At 71.2% G+C, this 18,063-nt stretch carries 20 protein-coding genes and 1 pseudogene; 19 read left to right on the top strand and 2 right to left on the bottom strand.

Annotated elements, in window-relative coordinates; all coding sequences use genetic code 11:
• A pseudogene (locus tag HUX53_RS39950) lies at nt 1-356 on the bottom strand (hypothetical protein); the annotation flags it as partial.
• Nucleotides 357-366: 10 nt separating this feature from the next.
• Here HUX53_RS39950 and HUX53_RS08725 point away from each other — a divergent pair.
• The 8 genes from HUX53_RS08725 (at nt 367) to HUX53_RS08690 (ending at nt 7,190) form a co-directional block, all read left to right on the top strand.
• Nucleotides 367-999 carry a hypothetical protein gene (locus tag HUX53_RS08725; RefSeq protein WP_176402646.1) on the top strand — a complete coding sequence of 211 codons (633 nt, stop codon included), beginning with the start codon at nt 367-369 and terminating at the stop codon, nt 997-999.
• A 63-nt stretch (nt 1,000-1,062) separates the two neighbouring features.
• Complete coding sequence (locus tag HUX53_RS08720; RefSeq protein ID WP_176402645.1) at nt 1,063-1,701, top strand: histidine phosphatase family protein; 639 nt, start codon at nt 1,063-1,065, stop codon at nt 1,699-1,701.
• Nucleotides 1,702-1,749: 48 nt separating this feature from the next.
• Complete coding sequence (locus HUX53_RS08715; RefSeq protein ID WP_255205055.1) at nt 1,750-2,340, top strand: TlpA disulfide reductase family protein; 591 nt, start codon at nt 1,750-1,752, stop codon at nt 2,338-2,340.
• A 13-nt stretch (nt 2,341-2,353) separates the two neighbouring features.
• Nucleotides 2,354-3,097: a cytochrome c biogenesis protein CcdA gene (locus HUX53_RS08710; RefSeq protein WP_176402644.1), complete on the top strand. Its 744-nt coding sequence runs from the start codon at nt 2,354-2,356 to the stop codon at nt 3,095-3,097.
• Between the two features lies 1 nt (nt 3,098).
• Nucleotides 3,099-4,799: a cytochrome c biogenesis protein ResB gene (locus tag HUX53_RS08705; RefSeq protein WP_176402643.1), complete on the top strand. Its 1,701-nt coding sequence runs from the start codon at nt 3,099-3,101 to the stop codon at nt 4,797-4,799.
• Between the two features lie 4 nt (nt 4,800-4,803).
• A complete protein-coding gene (gene ccsB, locus HUX53_RS08700) occupies nt 4,804-5,784 on the top strand; it encodes a c-type cytochrome biogenesis protein CcsB (RefSeq protein ID WP_176402642.1) in 981 nt (326 codons plus the stop codon).
• A gap of 123 nt (nt 5,785-5,907) precedes the next feature.
• Entirely contained in the window at nt 5,908-6,885 is a 978-nt protein-coding gene (locus HUX53_RS08695; RefSeq protein ID WP_176402641.1) for a hypothetical protein, read from the top strand.
• A 35-nt stretch (nt 6,886-6,920) separates the two neighbouring features.
• Nucleotides 6,921-7,190 carry a hypothetical protein gene (locus tag HUX53_RS08690; RefSeq protein ID WP_176402640.1) on the top strand — a complete coding sequence of 90 codons (270 nt, stop codon included), beginning with the start codon at nt 6,921-6,923 and terminating at the stop codon, nt 7,188-7,190.
• A 95-nt stretch (nt 7,191-7,285) separates the two neighbouring features.
• Here the strand turns inward: HUX53_RS08690 and HUX53_RS08685 are convergent, their stop codons facing one another.
• The gene (locus tag HUX53_RS08685) at nt 7,286-7,492 is read right to left on the bottom strand and encodes a BldC family transcriptional regulator (RefSeq protein WP_131762733.1); all 207 of its coding nucleotides are present in this window, start codon (nt 7,490-7,492) and stop codon (nt 7,286-7,288) included.
• A gap of 247 nt (nt 7,493-7,739) precedes the next feature.
• Here HUX53_RS08685 and HUX53_RS08680 point away from each other — a divergent pair, with 247 nt between their 5' ends.
• From HUX53_RS08680 to HUX53_RS08630, 11 genes are all read left to right on the top strand, one after another.
• The gene (locus HUX53_RS08680; protein WP_176402639.1) at nt 7,740-8,720 is read left to right on the top strand and encodes a threonine/serine dehydratase; all 981 of its coding nucleotides are present in this window, start codon (nt 7,740-7,742) and stop codon (nt 8,718-8,720) included.
• Nucleotides 8,721-8,766: 46 nt separating this feature from the next.
• Nucleotides 8,767-9,024 (top strand): DUF4229 domain-containing protein, encoded by a 258-nt coding sequence (locus HUX53_RS08675; RefSeq protein WP_176402638.1) that lies wholly within the window; start codon nt 8,767-8,769, stop codon nt 9,022-9,024.
• 62 nt (nt 9,025-9,086) lie between these two features.
• The gene (locus HUX53_RS08670; protein ID WP_176402637.1) at nt 9,087-9,803 is read left to right on the top strand and encodes a demethylmenaquinone methyltransferase; all 717 of its coding nucleotides are present in this window, start codon (nt 9,087-9,089) and stop codon (nt 9,801-9,803) included.
• Between the two features lie 138 nt (nt 9,804-9,941).
• On the top strand, nt 9,942-11,198 hold the full coding sequence (locus tag HUX53_RS08665) for a geranylgeranyl reductase family protein (protein WP_176402636.1): 1,257 nt from the start codon (nt 9,942-9,944) through the stop codon (nt 11,196-11,198).
• Between the two features lie 169 nt (nt 11,199-11,367).
• On the top strand, nt 11,368-11,727 hold the full coding sequence (locus HUX53_RS08660) for an NADH-quinone oxidoreductase subunit A (RefSeq protein ID WP_138636821.1): 360 nt from the start codon (nt 11,368-11,370) through the stop codon (nt 11,725-11,727).
• A gap of 1 nt (nt 11,728) precedes the next feature.
• The gene (locus HUX53_RS08655) at nt 11,729-12,274 is read left to right on the top strand and encodes an NADH-quinone oxidoreductase subunit B family protein (RefSeq protein WP_176402635.1); all 546 of its coding nucleotides are present in this window, start codon (nt 11,729-11,731) and stop codon (nt 12,272-12,274) included.
• 1 nt (nt 12,275) lies between these two features.
• Nucleotides 12,276-13,022, top strand: a complete 747-nt coding sequence (locus tag HUX53_RS08650) for an NADH-quinone oxidoreductase subunit C (RefSeq protein ID WP_176402634.1) — start codon at nt 12,276-12,278, stop codon at nt 13,020-13,022.
• Nucleotides 13,019-14,365 carry an NADH-quinone oxidoreductase subunit D gene (locus HUX53_RS08645; protein ID WP_176402633.1) on the top strand — a complete coding sequence of 449 codons (1,347 nt, stop codon included), beginning with the start codon at nt 13,019-13,021 and terminating at the stop codon, nt 14,363-14,365. The genes HUX53_RS08650 and HUX53_RS08645 overlap by 4 nt, the downstream gene beginning before the upstream one ends.
• Nucleotides 14,362-15,141, top strand: coding sequence for an NADH-quinone oxidoreductase subunit NuoE (gene nuoE / locus HUX53_RS08640; protein WP_176402632.1), 780 nt, complete (start codon nt 14,362-14,364; stop codon nt 15,139-15,141). Before HUX53_RS08645 ends, nuoE begins: the two co-directional genes overlap by 4 nt.
• The gene (gene nuoF / locus HUX53_RS08635; RefSeq protein WP_176402631.1) at nt 15,138-16,436 is read left to right on the top strand and encodes an NADH-quinone oxidoreductase subunit NuoF; all 1,299 of its coding nucleotides are present in this window, start codon (nt 15,138-15,140) and stop codon (nt 16,434-16,436) included. Before nuoE ends, nuoF begins: the two co-directional genes overlap by 4 nt.
• Nucleotides 16,433-18,016 carry an NADH-quinone oxidoreductase subunit G gene (locus HUX53_RS08630; protein ID WP_309237122.1) on the top strand — a complete coding sequence of 528 codons (1,584 nt, stop codon included), beginning with the start codon at nt 16,433-16,435 and terminating at the stop codon, nt 18,014-18,016. Before nuoF ends, HUX53_RS08630 begins: the two co-directional genes overlap by 4 nt.
• Nucleotides 18,017-18,063 lie beyond the last annotated feature (47 nt).

Below are 18,063 nucleotides of genomic sequence, written 5' to 3'. Positions count from 1 at the left end.
TAATAAGTGTTGCTGATGCTATAGTGTATGTCGGTCTGCTGTTTCTTTAGTTGTGTTGTGAAGGCGGCGGGCACCCACGAGTTGTCCACTGGCCCCTCCGTCGGCGGCGTCGGATGTGTATAAGGGACGGCCGCGGCCGGAGCCGGGGCCGGGGCGTCCACGGCCGGTACGGCGGCCGCCGCCGGGAAGGTCGCCGGCGGGTCGGCCATCAAGGCGTTCCTCGGCAGCGGTGCCGGGCTCACGTCCGTCGCCGTCGGGACGGTCGCGGTCGTCGGGGCGGGCGCCATCGCCGTCCAGCAGGTCACCAAGGAGGACCCGGCGCCGCGGCCGTCCGCGACGGCGAAGGTCGCGGCCAACGTCGTGGACGTGCGGCCGTGCGTCACTCGGGCGCCGGGCGCGGTCATCACGCCGCCCGGCGGCCCCGCGAAGGTGACGCTCCCGGCCCAGGTCAAGCTGCCGAAGAACGCCGCCGTGTACCGCTCTGGCCGAGGGTTGCTGATCGGTCCGTCGGGGGCCGAGTGCGAGGGGTCGATGGGCGCGAACGGCGGCTCCAGCACGATCGGCGACTTCGGGACGGCGCAGGTCACCCAGGTGTGGCAGGGGTCGATCGGCGGCATCCGGAGCCAGCTCTGCATGTACTTCCCGGAGTCCGCGCAGGCGGACCGGGAGCGGGCGCAGGGCAACGAGTGCACGAGCATCCTGGGCAACTGGGAGATGCTGGAGACGGGCGTCCCCGGCGTCCAGGCCATGATCACCCGCGGGCCGGGCACCGACGATCTTCCGGCGTCGCCCGCCGTGAAGGCGGAGGTGGCCGTCCTGACGGCGGAGGGCGTGGCCTCGCCGATCAGCTGTGTCGCCCCGGCGGTGAACGCCGGCATCTGCAAGTCGGCGCTGGTGTTCTGGTTCGTCCAGCAGTTGGGGAACGCGAAACCGGCCAAGGCCGTCCTCGACGAGGCCGCCAAGCGCATCGCCGGGTACGTCGACGCCACCCGCATCTGAGCCGCGCCCTGCCAGGCGGACCGGGGGACGGGACGGGCGCGCGGCGCGGGTAATCTGACCGCGATGACTGACACGACGATCGTTCACCTGCTGCGGCATGGTGAGGTGCACAATCCCGAGGGCGTCCTCTACGGGCGGCTGCCCGGCTACCGCCTCAGCGAGGACGGCATCCTCATGGCGAAGGCCGCCGCCAAATGGTTCGGCGACCGGGACGTCACCGCGCTGTTCTCGTCGCCGCTGCAGCGGGCGCTGGAGACCGCCGCGCCCCTCGCGGACGCGCTCGACCTCCCGGTGACCGTGGACGACCGTCTGATCGAGGCCGACAACCACTTCGAGGGGCTGACGTTCGGGGCCGGGGCCGGCTCGCTGCGCCGCCCCGAGCACTGGCGGCACCTGCTCAACCCCTTCAAGCCGTCCTGGGGCGAGCCGTACCTGGAGCTCGCCGCGCGGATGCGGGCCGCCGTGATCCGGGCGCGGGAGGCGGCGCGCGGCCACGAGGCCGTGTGCGTCAGCCACCAGCTGCCGATCTGGATCCTGCGGCTGCACGCCGAGCGCCGCCGGCTGTGGCACCACCCGAGCCGGCGCGAGTGCGGCCTCGCCAGCCTGACGAGCCTGACGTTCAAGGGCAGCCGGCTGGTGGAGGTGGCCTACTGCGAGCCCGCCGCCGGGATCGCGAAGGGACCCAGTGTCGCCGGTGCCTGACCGCACCGCTACGTTGTGTACTACGTCTTGTAGTAGTAGGAGGGGCCGTTGAACCCCCGGATCTCCCCGCTGCGCGCCGCCGCGGCCGCCGTCGCGCTGTGCGGGCTGCTCGCCGGCTGCGCCGGCACCAACGCCGCCGGGAGCGGACCGGACGGCGGCGACAACCGCTTCATCTCCGGCGACGGGAACGTGACGCAGTACGCGCCCGCCAAGCGGAAGAGCGTGCAGAACGTCACCGGGGAACGCCTCGACGGCAAGGCGTTCAAGCTGTCCGACCTCAAGGGCAAGGTCGTCGTCGTCAACTTCTGGGCGTCGTGGTGCGCGCCGTGCCGCGGCGAGGCGCCGTCCCTGGAGCAGGTCTACACCGAGAACAAGGAGAAGGGCGTCGAGTTCATCGGCGTCAACTTCAAGGACTCCAAGGCCAACGCGGAGGCGTTCGAGCGCAAGTTCAAGGTCACCTACCCGAGCCTGTTCGACGCGGACGGCCAGGTGACGCTGGCGTTCCGGGAGGTGCCGCCGAGCGCGATCCCGAGCACGCTCGTCCTCGACCGGCAGGGCCGCGTCGCCGCCCGGATCATCGGCGCGACGACGTACTCGAAGCTGAATCCGCTGGTCGCCAAGGTCGTCGGGGAAAAATGAGCACGGTAGAAAAGTGAGCACGGTCAACGAGACGGTCGTGAGCGGGTCGCTGGTCGCGGCGGCACCGCTGGCGGCCCTCGCCGGGCTCGTCTCGTTCGCCTCGCCGTGCGTCCTGCCGCTCGTCCCCGGCTACCTGTCGTACGTGACCGGGATGTCCGGCGCCGACCTCGCGGAGCAGCGGCGCGGCCGGCTCGTCGCCGGCGCGCTGCTGTTCATCGCGGGCTTCAGCGTCGTGTTCGTCAGCTACGGCGTGGTGTTCGGCGGCCTCGGACGCTGGCTGCTGGAGTACCAGGACACGATCACCCGCGTCCTCGGCGTCGTCACGATCCTGTTCGGCCTCGCGTTCATGGGGTTCATCCCCGGCCTGCAGCGGACGGTGAAGTCGGGGCGGCTGCCGGCGGCGGGCCTCGCGGGCGCGCCGCTCCTCGGCGTCCTGTTCGGGCTCGGCTGGACGCCCTGCATCGGGCCGACGCTCGGCGCCGTGCAGGGCCTCGCGATCACCGAGGCCAGCGCCGGACGGGGCGCGCTGCTGTCGCTGGCGTACTGCCTCGGCCTCGGCCTGCCGTTCGTGGCGACCGCGATCGCCTACCGCAGGGCGCTCGGCGCGTTCGGCGCGGTGAAGCGCCACTACCCCCTGGTCATGCGGATCGGCGGGGGGATGCTCGTCCTCATCGGGGTGCTGCTGGTGAGCGGCCTGTGGGGGAACCTGACCATCGAGCTGAAGTCGTGGATCAGCGGCTTCGAACCGGTGATTTGAGATGACTGAGACAACGGAATCGGGTACCGAGGCGCCCGCCGCACGGCAGGCGCCCGAGGAGGTGCCGCGCCCCAAGGGGATCGGGCCGCTCGGCTGGCTGCGCTGGGCGTGGCGGCAGCTCACCACCATGCGCACGGCGCTGATCCTGCTGTTCCTGGTCGCGCTCGGCGCGGTGCCGGGCTCGATCCTGCCGCAGCGGGGCCAGGCGCCCGAGAAGGTCGTCGCCTACCTGGACGAGCACAAGACGCTCGGCCCGTGGCTCGACAAGTTCTCGATGTTCGACGTGTTCGCCGCGCCCTGGTTCGCGGCGATCTACATCCTGCTGTTCGTGTCGCTGGCCGGCTGCGTGCTGCCGCGCGCGCTCAAGCACTACCAGTCGATGCGGGCCCGTCCGCCCGCGGCGCCCCGCAACCTCGGCAGGCTGCCGCAGTCCGCGAAGTACGAGACGGACGCGTCCCCGGAGGACGTCCTCGCCGAGGCCCGCACGGTGCTGCGCGGGCGCCGGTTCCGGGTGGACGTCTCCGGCGGCGCCGCGTCCGCCGAGAAGGGCTACCTGGGCGAGTCCGGCAACCTGGTGTTCCACCTGGCGCTGCTCGCGCTGCTGTTCGCGCTCGGCCTCGGCAACCTGCTCGGCTACCGGGGGAACGTCCTGCTGACGGAGGGCAAGACGTTCGCGAACTCGCTGAGCCTGTACGACCAGTTCCAGCCGGGACGGGCGTTCCACGGCGGCGAGCTGGCCCCGTTCACGATCACGCTGGACGACTTCAAGGCCCGGTACGAGACCGAGGGCGACCAGCGCGGCATGGGCACCGACTTCAACGCCCAGATCCGCTACCGGTCGAATCCGGACGCCGAGGAGAAGCCCTACGACCTCAAGATCAACCACCCGCTGAAGGTCGGCGGCGCGAAGGTGTACCTGCTCGGCCACGGGTACGCGCCGGTGTTCACCGTCCGCGACGCCAAGGGCAACGTCGCCTTCCAGGACTCGGTGCCGTTCCTGGAGATGGAGCCGCGCCACCTGACGTCCGAGGGCGTCGTCAAGGTCCCCGACGCCGAGCCCGACCAGCTCGCGTTCTACGCGATCCTGTGGCCGACCGCGGCCGCCAGCGAGGACGGCAAGCAGATCGTCTCGGCGTTCCCGGCGCCGCTCCGCCCGGTCATCACGGTCACCGCGTTCAAGGGCGACATCGGGCTGGACTCCGGCACCCCGCAGTCGGTCTACAAGCTGGAGGGCATCGGCAAGACGCTCCAGCCCGTCAAGGGCGGCCAGAAGCTGCTGGAGCCGGGCGAGACGTTCGAGCTGCCGGGCGGCGCCGGCTCCATCACCTTCGACGGGCTCAAGGAGTGGACGAGCCTGTCGGTCAACCACGACCCCGGACGCATCCCCGCCCTGATCGCGGCCATCCTCGCCGTGCTCGGCGTGGCGACCTCGTTCATGGTCCGGCGGCGCAGGGTGTGGGTCCGTGCGAGCGCCGGAGAGGGCGGGCGTACGGTTGTCGAGGTCGGCGGTCTCACGCTGGGGAACCCGACCTCGGAGTTCGACGACATCGTGGCCGCGCTGCGCGGTCCGCAGGACGAGGACCAGCCCGGTCCGCAGGACGAGGGCGAACCGGGTCCGCAGGACGAGCCCGGCCCCGAGCCCGGTGAGAGCGACACCGACGCCGGTCAGGAACCCGGGTCGGCCCCCGAACCGAAGGAGTGACGAGGTGAGCAACGCCGAGTTCGCGAACCTGAGCGACAAGCTCATGCTGACCACCGTCGTGCTGTACATCGTCGCGCTGGTCGCCTACGCCGCCGACCTCGGCTTCGGCCGCCGCCGCGCGGTGGCCGTGCAGCAGGAGAAGGCGGAGGCGAAGGTCCTGGTCGGTGCCGCCGGCGCCGAGACCACGACCGGCGGCGCGGAGGCGTCCGGCACGGAGGCGGAAGAGGAGAGCGAGCGTCCCCGGGTCGACTGGGCGCACCTCGCCGTCCTGCTGAACGTGCTCGGCTGGGGCGCGCACCTCGGCGTCCTGGTGAGCCGCGGCATCGCCGCCGACCGGTGGCCGTGGGGGAACATGTACGAGTTCCTCACCGCCATCGCGTTCGCGGCCGTCACCGCGTTCATGATCGTGATGTTCCGGTACCGCGCGCGGTTCCTCGGCGCGTTCGTCATGCTCGCCGCGGTCATCGCGCTCGGCGTCGCCAACATCTGGCTGTACGACTCGGTCGGGCCGGTCACCGCCGCGCTCAACTCCTACTGGATCGCCCTGCACGTGACCGCCGCGATCATCGCGACCGGCTCGTTCACGGTCGCGGGCGCCGCCACGATCCTCTACCTGGTGAAGGACCGCGCGGAGCGGCGCGGCGGCGTCGCGGAGGGCGGCGTGCTGTCCCGGCTGCCGTCGATCGAGGGCCTCGACCGCCTCTCGATGCGGGTCACCACGTTCGCCTTCCCGATCTGGACGGCCGCGATCATCATGGGCGCGATCTGGGCCGACCAGGCGTGGGGCCGCTACTGGGGCTGGGACCCGAAGGAGATCTGGTCCTTCATCACCTGGATCATCTACGCGGCCTACCTGCACTCCCGCGCGACCGCGGGCTGGAAGGGCCGCAAGGCCGCGGTGCTGTCGCTGATCGCGTTCGCCGCGCTGATGTTCAACTTCTTCGGGGTGAACTACATGTTCTCGGGCCTGCACTCCTACGCCTGACCGCGCGCTCGTTACTCGGGGGGATGACGGCGTGTCGGGTTCCGGCTTACCCTGCCTGCGGGGGCCCGGCCCGGTCGTGCGCGCCGCTCGGCAGTTCACGGGGCCCGCAGACAGAGGAGCCCGATGCGCTTCAAAGGCGTCCACCGCAAGCCCCGGGAGCAGCGGACCCGGGAGGCGCCGCGCGGCGGCCGGTTCCGGGCCGACACGGCCCGGGGCGAGGTCTCCTACGCGCCGTCCCCGCCCGACTCGGGGCAGGTGCGGCCGCGCAGCAACCAGCCGCGCGACCGGTTCGGCCGGTTCCGCAAGGCGGGCCGCGACGACGACTTCGCGCTGACCGGCCCGGACGCCGTGGACACGGCGGGCGGGGCGCCCGGCCTCACCGGCCGGTTTCCGCGGCGGCGGCGGGAGCGGCCGCGCGAGAGCGACTACTCCTGGAGCGACTTCGAGCTGGAGGACGACCGGCTTCGCGTCGAGGCGTACCCGCCGGGCATGCCGCACGCCGCCGACGGCCGCCGCCACTGCGGGGTGCTGGAGAACGTCCTGTACCGGCAGTGGGACGTGCGGGACGGGCCGCCGACACCCGAGGTCATCGGCGCCGTGGACAGCCTGGCGTCGCTGCCGGAGCCGCTGAAGGAGAAGCTCGCGGCCGGGCTCGACGGCATCTACGTGGGGCCCGGCGGCGTCCCGCAGCTGGACGACATGGGCCATCTGCGCGACCGTCCGCTGCCGTCCGGCCGCGCCACCTGGGACATCTGCGCCGGCGCGTACGGCGACCGCAAGATCGTGGTGGGGGACCGGCCGTCCCCGACGCCGGACGTGATGCTGCACGAGGTCGGGCACGCCCTGGACGACATCGACGGCGACGACGGCGCGTGGACGTCCGACAGCCCCGCGTTCGTCAAGCTGTACGAGGAGTGCCGGCCGCACCTGGCGAGCGCGTTCCACAAGCAGCCGGACGCGCTCGGCCGCCGCGAGTTCTTCGCCGACGCGTTCGCCGCGATCTCCTCCCGGCAGCGGCCCGCGCTCGTGGATATGCTCGCCGGCAACATCAGGACGGCGCTTGAGGTCATGCTCTTCTTCAACCGCAGGTACGGGATCTAGGACACCGTGATGGCAGACGGCGAGGGTGATCGGCGATGTACGTGATCAGGCTCCCCGACGGCACGCTCCGGGTTCCGCACAGCGTCGTCTCCGACGAGGCGGGCGAGCCGGTGCCGGAGGCGCGGGAGGGGCGGATCATCGCCGACGCCTATGTCGAGATCGTCCCCGGCGACCCCGACTACGACCGGCTGCTCCGCGAGTCGCTCACCGAGGAGGAACTGGCGGACCGGCGGCGGCGCTGGCGGGACGAGGACGCGGACCTGCTGCGCCGGTTCGAGGAATGGCGGGGGGACGCGGAGGACTGAGCGCGGAGACGCCCCCGGGGAGGGTGTGCGACGCCCCGGCCGCCCGGCTGGAGGGACCGATCCGTGGCGCGGCGGTCCGGGCGGCCGAAGCCTCGTCAGCGGGCCGGTGAATGCTCGGCGACGGGCTCCTCGCCGCGCAGCAGCGCGTGCACCTCGGACTCGCGGAAGCGCCGGTGGCCCCCCGGAGTGCGGATGCTGCTGATCCGGCCCGCGGCGGCCCACCGGGTGACCGTCTTCGGGTCGACCCGGAAGAGGGCGGCGACCTCCCCTGGGGTCAGCAGGCGCTCGCTCGTGCTCTCCACGTTTTCTCTCCCCCTTTGTCCCGCTCTCGGCGCGGGTGGACTGTTTAACAGTGTGGCGGGTCAAGACCGATTTCTCCCTTGTTTTCGGAAAAGATCACCGACCGTAGTTTCCCGAGCAGGAGCGATCGCGCTCAGTATTCGCATCTGCTGACACAGCGTCCACGCTGACCCCGTTTGACCTGCCATGTCACGGCGGAAACGCGCCCCGGCGCCCCCGTTCGCGGCGCCCGAAGTAGTCTTCGAGACCATGTCCGATCTAGTTTCGCTGCCGGAGATCGAGCGGGCCGCCGAGCGCATCGCGGGCGTCGCCGTCCGGACCCCGCTGGTGCCATTTCCCCGCGACCCCGACCCCGCCACCGCGCAGCAGCCCGCGCTGCTGGTGAAGGCCGAGTCGCTGCAGCCGATCGGCGCATTCAAGGTGCGCGGCGCCTACGCCGCCATCGCGTCGCTGCCCGAGGCCGAGCGCGCGGCCGGCGTGGTGACGCACTCCAGCGGCAACCACGCGCAGGCCGTCGCCTACGCGGCCCGCGCCCTCGGCATCAAGGCCGTCCTCGTCATGCCGCACACCACCCCCGGCGTGAAGGTCGAGCGGTGCATCGCGCTCGGCGCCGAGGTCGTCTACGTCGAGCCGACCGCGCGGGCCCGCGCCGAGACGGCCGGCAAGCTCGCCTCCGCGCACGGCTTCACGATGATCCCGCCCTACGACGACGCGCGGGTCATCGCCGGGCAGGGCACCGCCGGGCTGGAGATCGTCCAGGACTGCCCGGACGTCGACGTCGTGCTCGTCCCGATCAGCGGCGGCGGCCTCATCGCCGGCGTCTCCGCCGCCGTGAAGGCACTGCGTCCCGAGGCGAAGGTCATCGGCGTCGAACCGGAACTGGCCGCCGACGCCCGCGACTCGATGGCGGCCGGACACCCCGTGTCCTGGGACGCGGAGAAGACCGGCCGGACGATCGCCGACGCCCTGCGCGTCCAGCGGGTCGGCGACCTCCCGTTCGCGCACATCCAGGCGCACGTGGACGGCATCGTCACCGTGACCGAGGACGAGATCCGCCGCGCGATGCGCCGCCTCGCCCGCGAGGCCCGCCTGATCGCCGAACCGGGCGGCGCCGTCGCCACCGCCGCCGCCCTCTACCACGGCGCCGAACTCCCGGCAGGAGGTACCCGCGTCTCGATCCTGTCCGGCGGCAACGTGGACCCGGCGCTCTTCCTCGACGTCCTGAAGTAGACCCCGGGGCGGGAGCACGGAGAACCGGGGTTAGGCTCGAAGGGCCATGCCTTCCATCATCCTCTACACCGCAGCGCGGCTCGCGATCTTCGCGGCGACCGCGGGTGTGCTGGCGCTCTTCGGCGCCCGCGGCTTCCTGCTCCTGCTGATGGCCCTGCTGATCAGCGGCGTCGTCAGCTACGTCCTGCTGTCCGCGCAGCGCGACCGCATGTCGGCCGCCGTCACCCGCGGCGTCCGCTCCCAGCGCAAGAGGTTCGAGAAGTCCCTCACCAAAGAGGACGGGGTGCGCCCCGGCGCGAAGTAGCCGCACGGCCGGGGCGCCGGGCGGTGCGCGCGGCGGGTCGGCCGTACTTCTAGGGTGGGGGCATGACCCGCGCCTCTCTTGACAAGCAGTCCGCCGACGTCGCGGCGATGTTCGACGGGACCGCCGAGCGGTACGACCTGCTGAACACGTTGATGACCGGCGGGCAGGACCGCCGGTGGCGGCGCGAGGTCGTGCGGGCGCTGGAGGCGAAGCCCGGCGAGCGCGTCCTCGACCTCGCGGCGGGGACGGGCACGTCCTCGGTGCCGTTCGCGGACGCGGGCGCCGAAACGGTGGCGTGCGACTTCTCCCTCGGGATGCTGCGCGTCGGGGTGCGCCGGCACAGCCGGGGGCGGCCGACGCGCGTGCGGCGGCTGAGGTTCGTGGCGGGGGACGCGCTGCGGCTGCCGTTCGCGGACGGCTCGTTCGACGCGGTCACGATCTCGTTCGGGCTGCGCAACGTCGCCGACACCGGCAGGGCGCTGCGTGAGCTGCGCCGGGTCGCCAGGCCGGGCGGGCGGCTGCTGGTCTGCGAGGTGAGTCATCCGCCGAACGCGCTGCTCGCGCTCGGCCACAAGGCGCACCTGCGGTACGGGCTGCCGCTGCTGGCGCGGGTCAGTTCCAATCCCGACTCCTACCGCTACCTCGCCGAGTCGACGCTCGCCTGGCCCGACCAGGCGGCGCTGGCGCGGCTCATCCAGGACGCGGGGTGGGACGGCGTGCGCTGGCGTGATCTCACGTTCGGGGTGGCGGCGCTGCACCACGCCGTGAACCCGGGCTGACCACCGCGGCGGGTGGGGCCTGGACCGGTCCGAACTCAGACCGACCCAGAAGTACCCACCAGTCGTGATAAAGGAATAGACTCCCCTGTCGGATCCTTGTGAAGTGCTTCACAAGCGAACGAGCTGAAGAGGAACACCGTGACCGACTCCACCCGACACGCGGACGTGATCGTCGTCGGGGCAGGCCCCGCCGGGTCATCGACCGCCTACTGGCTCGCGCAGGCGGGCCTGGACGTGTTCCTGCTGGAGAAGGCCACCTTCCCGCGGGACAAGATCTGCGGCGACGGGCTCACCCCGCGCGCCGTCCGCGCGCTCATCGGCATGGGCGTCGACATCAACGACCCGGGCTGGGGCCGCAACAAGGGCCTGCGCATCTACGGCGGCGGCGCCAAGGTCGAGCTGCCCTGGCCGGAGCTCGCGTCCTTCCCCGACTTCGGGCTCGTCCGCAAGCGCACCGACCTCGACCAGCTGCTCGCCGAGCACGCCGCGAAGGCGGGCGCGCGGCTTCTCCAGGGCTGCAACGTGACCGGCCCCATCCTGGACGAGCGCACCGACCGCATCCTCGGCGTCACCGCCGAACTCGACGGCGAGGAGACCGAGTTCCGCGCGCCGCTCGTCGTCGCCGCCGACGGCAACTCGACCCGGCTGTCCCTCGCCATGGGGCTGCGGCGCCGCGAGGACCGTCCGATGGGCGTCGCGGTCCGCCGCTACTTCCAGACCCCGCGCCACGACGACGAGTACATGGAGGCGTGGCTCGAACTGTGGGACGGCGAGCGGCTCCTGCCCGGCTACGGCTGGGTGTTCGGCGTCGGCGACGGGACGTCCAACGTCGGGCTCGGCCTCCTCAACACCAGCAAGGCGTTCCAGAACGTGGACTACCGCGGCATGCTGAAACGCTGGTGCGCGCAGATGCCGGAGGAGTGGCAGTTCGACGAGGAGCACGCGACCTCCAAGATCCGCGGCGCGGCGCTGCCGATGGGCTTCAACCGGCAGCCGCACTACACCCGCGGGATGCTGCTCGTCGGCGACGCCGGCGGCATGATCAATCCCTTCAACGGCGAGGGCATCGACTACGCGCTGGAGTCCGGCCGGCTGGCCGCCGACATCATGGTGCAGGCGCTCGCCCGCCGCACTCCCGCCCAGCGGGAGCGGACGCTGTACGAGTACCCGCGCATCCTCAAGGACGAGCACGGCGGCTACTTCACCCTGGCCCGCGTATTCGTGCAGGCCATCGGCGACCCGCGCGTCATGAAGTTCCTCACATCGCACGGCCTGCCGCACCCGACGCTCATGCGCTTCACGCTCAAGCTGCTGGCCAATCTGACCGACCCCAAGGGCGGGGACGCGATGGACCGCGTCATCAACGCGATGCAGAAGGTGGCTCCGGCGGCATGAGCGGGCGGATGGCGCGGCTGATCGAATTCAAGCTTCCGCAGGTGAGCGGACTACAGTGCATTACCCGACCCCCTGAGGGGAGCGCTATTGATCACCTTGGTTAGGGTGGCGGGTCGCGGTCGGCCCGCCCCGTACAACGTCGTACGTCCCGAGGAGAGGTCGTAGGGATATGGATCTCTATATTCCGATCATCGTGCTCGGAGTGCTCGCCTTCGCCTTCGCCGCCGGCTCGGTGCTGATGGCCGCGTTCACCGGCCCCAAGCGCTGGAACCGGGCCCGGCTGGACGCCTACGAGTGCGGCATCGAGCCGACCCCCCAGCCGGTCGGCGGCGGACGATTTCCGATCAAGTACTACCTGACGGCGATGCTCTTCATCGTCTTCGATATTGAGATCATCTTCCTTTATCCCTGGGCGGTCGCTTTCGACCGGATGGGGCTGTTCGGCCTTGTCGAGATGGTTCTTTTCATCGTCACCGTGCTCGTGGCGTACGCCTACATCTGGCGGCGCGGCGGTCTGGAGTGGGACTGACATGGGGCTAGAGGAGAAACTCCCGAGCGGATTCCTGCTGACCACGGTCGAGCAGGTCGTGGGATGGGGGCGCAGCTCGTCGATGTGGCCGGCGACGTTCGGGCTCGCCTGCTGCGCGATCGAGATGATGGCGACCGGCGACCCCCGGCACGACTTCTCCCGGTGGGGGATGGAGCGCGCCTCGGCGACGCCGCGGCAGGCCGACCTGATGATCGTCGCGGGCCGGGTGAGCCAGAAGATGGCGCCGGTGCTGCGGCAGATCTACGACCAGATGACCGAGCCGAAGTGGGTCATCGCGATGGGCGTGTGCGCCTCGTCCGGCGGCATGTTCAACAACTACGCGATCGTGCAGGGCGTGGACCACGTCGTCCCGGTGGACATCTACCTGCCCGGCTGCCCGCCGCGGCCGGAGATGCTGCTGGACGCGATCCTCAAGCTGCACGACAAGATCAACAACACCAAGCTCGGCCCGCAGCGGCAGAAGCAGATCGCCGAGCTGGAAGAGGCCAAGCGGCGGCAGCTCCCGCTGCTCGGACAGGGGGCGTGACGTGAGTTCCGAGCACCCTGAGCAGCGGGCCGAGCAGGCCGCCGACCAGCTGCCCGCGCACACCGAGGAGGAGCGCCGGGAGCAGCCGATCGTCCGCAAGGGCATGTTCGGCGCGAAGACGACCGGCGACACCTCCGGCTACGGCGGGCTGGTCGTCCGGCAGAGCCCGAAGGTGTCCGCGCCGCGCCCGTACGGCGGGCCCCGCGGCGCGGCCGAGCCCGGCGAGTACGACGAGATCGCCGACGAGCTGGAGCGCGCCTACCCCGACTTCGGGGACGCCATCGACCGCGTCGTCGTGCACCGCGGCGAGCTGACCTTCCACGTCAAGCGCGAGCACCTGCGCGAGGTCGCCAAGACCATGCGGGACGAGCCGTCGCTGCGCTTCGAGCTGTGCTCGGGCGTGTCCGGCGTGCACTACCCGAAGGACGAGGGCGCCGAGCTGCACGCGGTCGTGCACCTGCTGTCGATCACGCACAACCGGCGGATCCGGCTGGAGGCGAGCTGCCCCGACGCCGACCCGCACGTCCCGTCGCTGGTCCCCGTCTACCCGACGGCCGACTGGCACGAGCGCGAGACGTACGACTTCTTCGGCATCGTCTTCGACGGCCACCCCGCGCTGACCCGCATCGAGATGCCGGACGACTGGGTCGGGCACCCGCAGCGCAAGGACTACCCGCTCGGCGGCGTCCCCGTCGAGTACCGAGGAGCGGAGATTCCGCCGCCGGACGAAAGGCGGTCGTACGTATGAGTTCGACGAAGTACACCGAGTACGACGCCTACGCCGCCGAAGAGGCGGCCGAGGGCCGGGTCTTCGACGCGAGCGGCGGCGACTGGGACCAGATCAGCGCGGCCACCGAGGACCTGGGCGACGAGCGGCTCGTCATCAACATGGGCCCGCAGCACCCGTCCACGCACGGCGTGCTCCGGCTGATCCTCACGCTCGACGGTGAGACGGTGAACGAGGCCCGGGTGGGCATCGGCTACCTGCACACCGGCATCGAGAAGAACATGGAGTTCCGCACCTGGACGCAGGGCACCACGTTCTGCACCCGGATGGACTACCTCGCCCCGCTGTACAACGAGGCGACGTACTGCCTGGGCGTGGAGCGGCTGCTCGGCGTCGAGGACCAGATCCCCGAGCGGGCGAACATCATCCGCGTGATGATGATGGAGCTCAACCGGATCTCCTCGCACCTGGTCGCGATCGGCACGTTCGGGCTGGAGCTCGGCGCGACGACGGTCATGCTGAACGGGTTCATCGAGCGCGAGTACACCCTCGACCTGTTCGAGGAGATCACCGGCCTGCGGATGAACCACGCCTACATCCGTCCGGGCGGGGTGCAGCAGGACCTGCCGAGCGGGGCCACCAGCAAGATCCGCGACTACCTGGACCGGATGCCGAAGCGGATCCAGGCGCTGCGCAAGCTGCTGGACGAGAACCCGGTCTTCAAGGCCCGTACGCAGGACATCGCGTACCTGGACCTCACCGGGTGCATGGCGCTCGGCATCACCGGCCCGGTACTGCGCTCCACCGGCCTGCCGTGGGACCTGCGCAAGTCGCAGCCGTACTGCGGCTACGAGACCTACGACTTCGACGTCCCGACGCAGGACACCTGCGACGTGTACGGCCGCTACCTCGTCCGGATGGACGAGATGGAGGAGTCGCTGAAGATCGTCGAGCAGTGCCTGGACCGGCTGCAGACGGTCAAGGGCCCGGTCATGATCGAGGACAAGAAGATCGGCTGGCCCGCGCAGCTGGCCATGGGCGCGGACGGCCTCGGCAACTCGCCCCGGCACATCGCGCACATCATGGGCACCTCGATGGAAGCGCTCATCCACCACTTCAAGCTGGTCACCGAGGGCTTCCGGGTGCCGGCCGGGCAGGCGTACGTGCCGATCGAGTCGCCGCGCGGCGAGCTCGGCGCCCACGTGGTCAGCGACGGCGGCACCCGCCCCTACCGAGTGCACTTCCGCGAGCCGTCCTTCGTCAACCTGCAGGCCACCCCGGCGATGAGCGAAGGCGGCATGGTCGCCGACATCATCGCCGCCGTGGCCAGCCTCGACCCGGTCATGGGGGGAGTGGACCGATGACATACGAACCCGACGTACGCGCGCGGCTGGAGCGGGACGCCAAGGAGATCGTCGGCCGGTACCCGCGGCCGCGGTCGGCGCTCCTGCCGATGCTGCACCTGGTGCAGTCGGAGGAGGGCCACGTCACCAAGGACGGCGTGGCGTTCTGCGCCGAGCAGCTCGACATCACGCCCGCGCAGGTGATGGGCGTCGTCACCTTCTACACGCAGTACAAGCAGAAGCCGGTCGGCGAGTACCACGTCGGCGTCTGCACGAACACGCTCTGCGCCATCATGGGCGGCGACCAGATCTGGGACGAGCTGAGCGAGCACGCCGGGGTCGGCCACGACGAGGCCACCTCGGACGGCAAGGTCAGCCTGGAGCGGGTCGAGTGCAACGCGGCCTGCGACTTCGCCCCGGTGGTGATGGTCAACTGGGAGTTCTTCGACAACATGACTCCCGCGAAGGCCAAGCAGCTCGTCGACGACCTGCGCGTCGGCAACGACGTGCTGCCCTCCCGCGGGCCGAACCGCCTGGCCACCTGGAAGGAGGCGTCGCGCGTGCTCGCCGGGTTCCCGGACGGGCTCGCCGGCGAGGGCGTCCAGGCCGGGCCGGAGTCGCTGGTCGGCCTGAAGCTCGCGCACGAGCGCGGCTGGGAGGCCCCGGCCGCCGACGTCGACCGGGAACGGCCGGACGAACCGGTGAAGCCCGAACAGATCGCCGAGCCGCCGCACGAGCCGGGCAAGCCGGTTCCCGGCGAGGCCAAGCCCGGTACCCAGGAGGGACGGAACAAGTGACCACGCTGACCCCGGTCCTCACGAACAACTGGGACCAGGCCGACTCCTTCACCCGGGCCGGCTACGAGCGCGGCGGCGGCTACAAGGCGCTGCGCAAGGCGCTCGGCATGGCGCCGGACGAGATCGTCCAGGCCGTCAAGGACTCCGGGCTCCGCGGCCGCGGCGGCGCCGGGTTCCCCACCGGCATGAAGTGGGGCTTCCTGCCGCCGTCCAGCCCGAACCCGCGCTACCTCGTCGTCAACGCCGACGAGTCCGAGCCGGGCACGTGCAAGGACATCCCGCTGATGATGGCGAACCCGCACGTCCTCGTGGAGGGCGTCATCATCAGCTCGTACGCCATCAAGTCGAACCTCGCGTTCATCTACGTGCGCGGCGAGGTCCTGCACGTGATCCGCCGCCTCCAGCAGGCGGTGGCGGAGGCCTACGAGGCCGGCTTCATCGGCAAGGACATCCTCGGCTCCGGCTACGACCTGGACGTCATCGTCCACTGCGGCGCCGGCGCCTACATCTGCGGCGAGGAGACCGCGCTGCTGGACTCCCTTGAGGGTTTCCGCGGCCAACCCAGGCTGAAGCCCCCCTTCCCGGCCGTCGCGGGCCTGTACGGCGGGCCCACAGTCATCAACAACGTCGAGTCGATCTCCTCGGTTCCCTCGATCGTCGGGAACGGACCCGAGTGGTTCGCCTCGATGGGCACCGAGAAGTCGCAGGGCTTCGGGATCTTCTCGCTGTCCGGGCACGTCACGCGGCCCGGCCAGTACGAGGCGCCGCTCGGCATCACGCTGCGCGAACTGCTCGACATGGCGGGCGGCATCCGCGAGGGGCACCGGCTGAAGTTCTGGACGCCCGGCGGGTCGTCCACGCCGATCTTCACCGACGAGCACCTGGACGTCCCGCTGGACTTCGAGTCCGTCGGCGCCGCCGGGTCCATGCTCGGCACCCGGGCGCTGCAGATCTTCGACGAGACGACCTGCGTCGTCCGGGCCGTCCAGCGGTGGTCGGAGTTCTACGCGCACGAGTCGTGCGGCAAGTGCACGCCGTGCCGCGAGGGCACCTACTGGTACAAGCAGATGTTCGCGCGCCTGGAGGCCGGCGAGGGCACCGAGGAGGACCTGGAGACCCTGCTGGACATCTCCGACAACATCCTCGGCCGCGCGTTCTGCGCCCTGGGCGACGGCGCCACCAGCCCGGTCGTGTCGTCCATCAAGCTGTTCCGGGACGAGTACCTCCAGCACTTCGAGCAGGGCGGCTGCCCGTTCGACCCGGCCAAGTCCACCCTCTGGGGAGGTGCCAAGTGACCGTCACCGACGACAAGTCGGCGGTGGAGAAGGTCGAGATGGTCTCCTGCACCATCGACGGCTTCGAGATCGAGGTGCCCAAGGGCACGCTGATCATCCGGGCCGCCGAGCTGCTCGGCATCCAGATCCCCCGGTTCTGCGAGCACCCGCTGCTCGACCCGATCGGCGCGTGCCGGCAGTGCCTGGTGGAGATCCCGGACGCGGGCAACGGCCGCGGGATGCCGAAGCCGCAGGCGTCCTGCACGACCGCGGTGATGCCGGGCATGGTCGTGCAGACCCAGCTCACCTCGCCGGTGGCCGACAAGGCCCAGCACGGCATCATGGAGTTCCTGCTCATCAACCACCCGCTGGACTGCCCGGTCTGCGACAAGGGCGGCGAGTGCCCGCTGCAGAACCAGGCGATGTCCAACGGGCGCGGCGAGACGCGGTTCACCGGGACCAAGCGGACGTGGCCGAAGCCGCTGCCGCTGTCCAGCCAGGTGCTGCTCGACCGCGAGCGGTGCATCCAGTGCACCCGCTGCACCCGGTTCTCCGAGCAGATCGCCGGCGACCCGTTCATCGACCTGTTCGACCGCGGCGCGAAGGAGGAGGTCGGGACCGCCGACGGCAACCCGTTCCACTCCTACTTCTCCGGCAACACCGTGCAGATCTGCCCGGTGGGAGCGCTCACCGGCACCGCCTACCGGTTCCGGTCCCGGCCGTTCGACCTCGTGTCGCAGCCGAGCGTGTGCGAGCACTGCGCGTCCGGCTGCGGGCTGCGCACCGACCACCGGCGCGGGAAGGTCACCCGCCGGCTGGCCGGGGACGAGCCGCAGGTCAACGAGGAATGGAACTGCGACAAGGGCCGCTGGGCGTTCACCTACGCCACGCAGCCGGAACGGCTCACCACCCCGCTCGTCCGCGGCGACGACGGGGAACTGGAGCCGGCGTCCTGGCCCGAGGCGCTGACCATCGCGGCGGAGGGCCTCGCGGCGGCGCGCGGCTCGGCCGGCGTGCTGACCGGCGGCCGCGTCACCCTTGAGGACGCCTACGCCTACGCCAAGTTCGCCCGGATCGCGCTCGGCACCAACGACGTCGACTTCCGGGCCCGCCCGCTGTCGGACGAGGAGTCGCAGTTCCTCGCCTCGTCCGTCGCGGGACGCTCCATCGAGGTCTCCTACGCCGACCTGGAGAACGCGCCCGTCGTCGTCCTCGCCGGCTTCGAGCCGGAGGAGGAGTCGCCGATCGTGTTCCTGCGGCTCCGCAAGGCGTTCCGCAAGAACCGGCTGCCGGTGTACGCCGCCGCCCCGTTCGCGACGCGCGGCCTCACCAAGGTCGGCGGCACGCTGCTGCCGACCCCGCCCGGCGCGGAGGCCGAGACGCTCGGCTCCCTCATCGGGGACGAGGCCCGGTCCGACATCCGGACGCTGCTGGAGACGCCCGGCGCCGTGATCCTGGCCGGCGAGCGGCTCGCCACCAGCCCGGGCGCGCTGACCGCGGCGGTCCGGCTCGCGCAGGTCACCGGCGCGAAGCTCGCGTGGGTGCCGCGCCGGGCCGGGGAACGCGGCGCGATCGAGGCCCTGTCTCTGCTACACATCTGACCATGCCGACGAAGCGGAGAGAGTACACATCGCGCAGCGCCCTCACA

This window comes from Actinomadura sp. BRA 177 (assembly GCF_013372625.1).
Taxonomy (GTDB): Bacteria; Actinomycetota; Actinomycetes; order Streptosporangiales; family Streptosporangiaceae; genus Spirillospora.
This window is presented reverse-complemented; position numbering and strand designations above follow the sequence as displayed.

Excerpts from the sequence above, each read along its gene's own strand:
- HUX53_RS08695 (WP_176402641.1), top strand. The coding sequence starts at position 5,908 with ATGCGCTTCAAAGGCGTCCACCGCAAGCCCCGGGAGCAGCGGACCCGG.
- HUX53_RS08645 (WP_176402633.1), top strand. The coding sequence starts at position 13,019 with ATGAGTTCGACGAAGTACACCGAGTACGACGCCTACGCCGCCGAAGAG.
- HUX53_RS08680 (WP_176402639.1), top strand. The coding sequence starts at position 7,740 with ATGTCCGATCTAGTTTCGCTGCCGGAGATCGAGCGGGCCGCCGAGCGC.
- HUX53_RS08670 (WP_176402637.1), top strand. The coding sequence starts at position 9,087 with ATGACCCGCGCCTCTCTTGACAAGCAGTCCGCCGACGTCGCGGCGATG.
- nuoE (WP_176402632.1), top strand. The coding sequence starts at position 14,362 with ATGACATACGAACCCGACGTACGCGCGCGGCTGGAGCGGGACGCCAAG.
- HUX53_RS08720 (WP_176402645.1), top strand. The coding sequence starts at position 1,063 with ATGACTGACACGACGATCGTTCACCTGCTGCGGCATGGTGAGGTGCAC.
- HUX53_RS08660 (WP_138636821.1), top strand. The coding sequence starts at position 11,368 with ATGGATCTCTATATTCCGATCATCGTGCTCGGAGTGCTCGCCTTCGCC.
- HUX53_RS08675 (WP_176402638.1), top strand. The coding sequence starts at position 8,767 with ATGCCTTCCATCATCCTCTACACCGCAGCGCGGCTCGCGATCTTCGCG.
- HUX53_RS08690 (WP_176402640.1), top strand. The coding sequence starts at position 6,921 with ATGTACGTGATCAGGCTCCCCGACGGCACGCTCCGGGTTCCGCACAGC.
- HUX53_RS08655 (WP_176402635.1), top strand. The coding sequence starts at position 11,729 with ATGGGGCTAGAGGAGAAACTCCCGAGCGGATTCCTGCTGACCACGGTC.
- HUX53_RS08705 (WP_176402643.1), top strand. The coding sequence starts at position 3,099 with ATGACTGAGACAACGGAATCGGGTACCGAGGCGCCCGCCGCACGGCAG.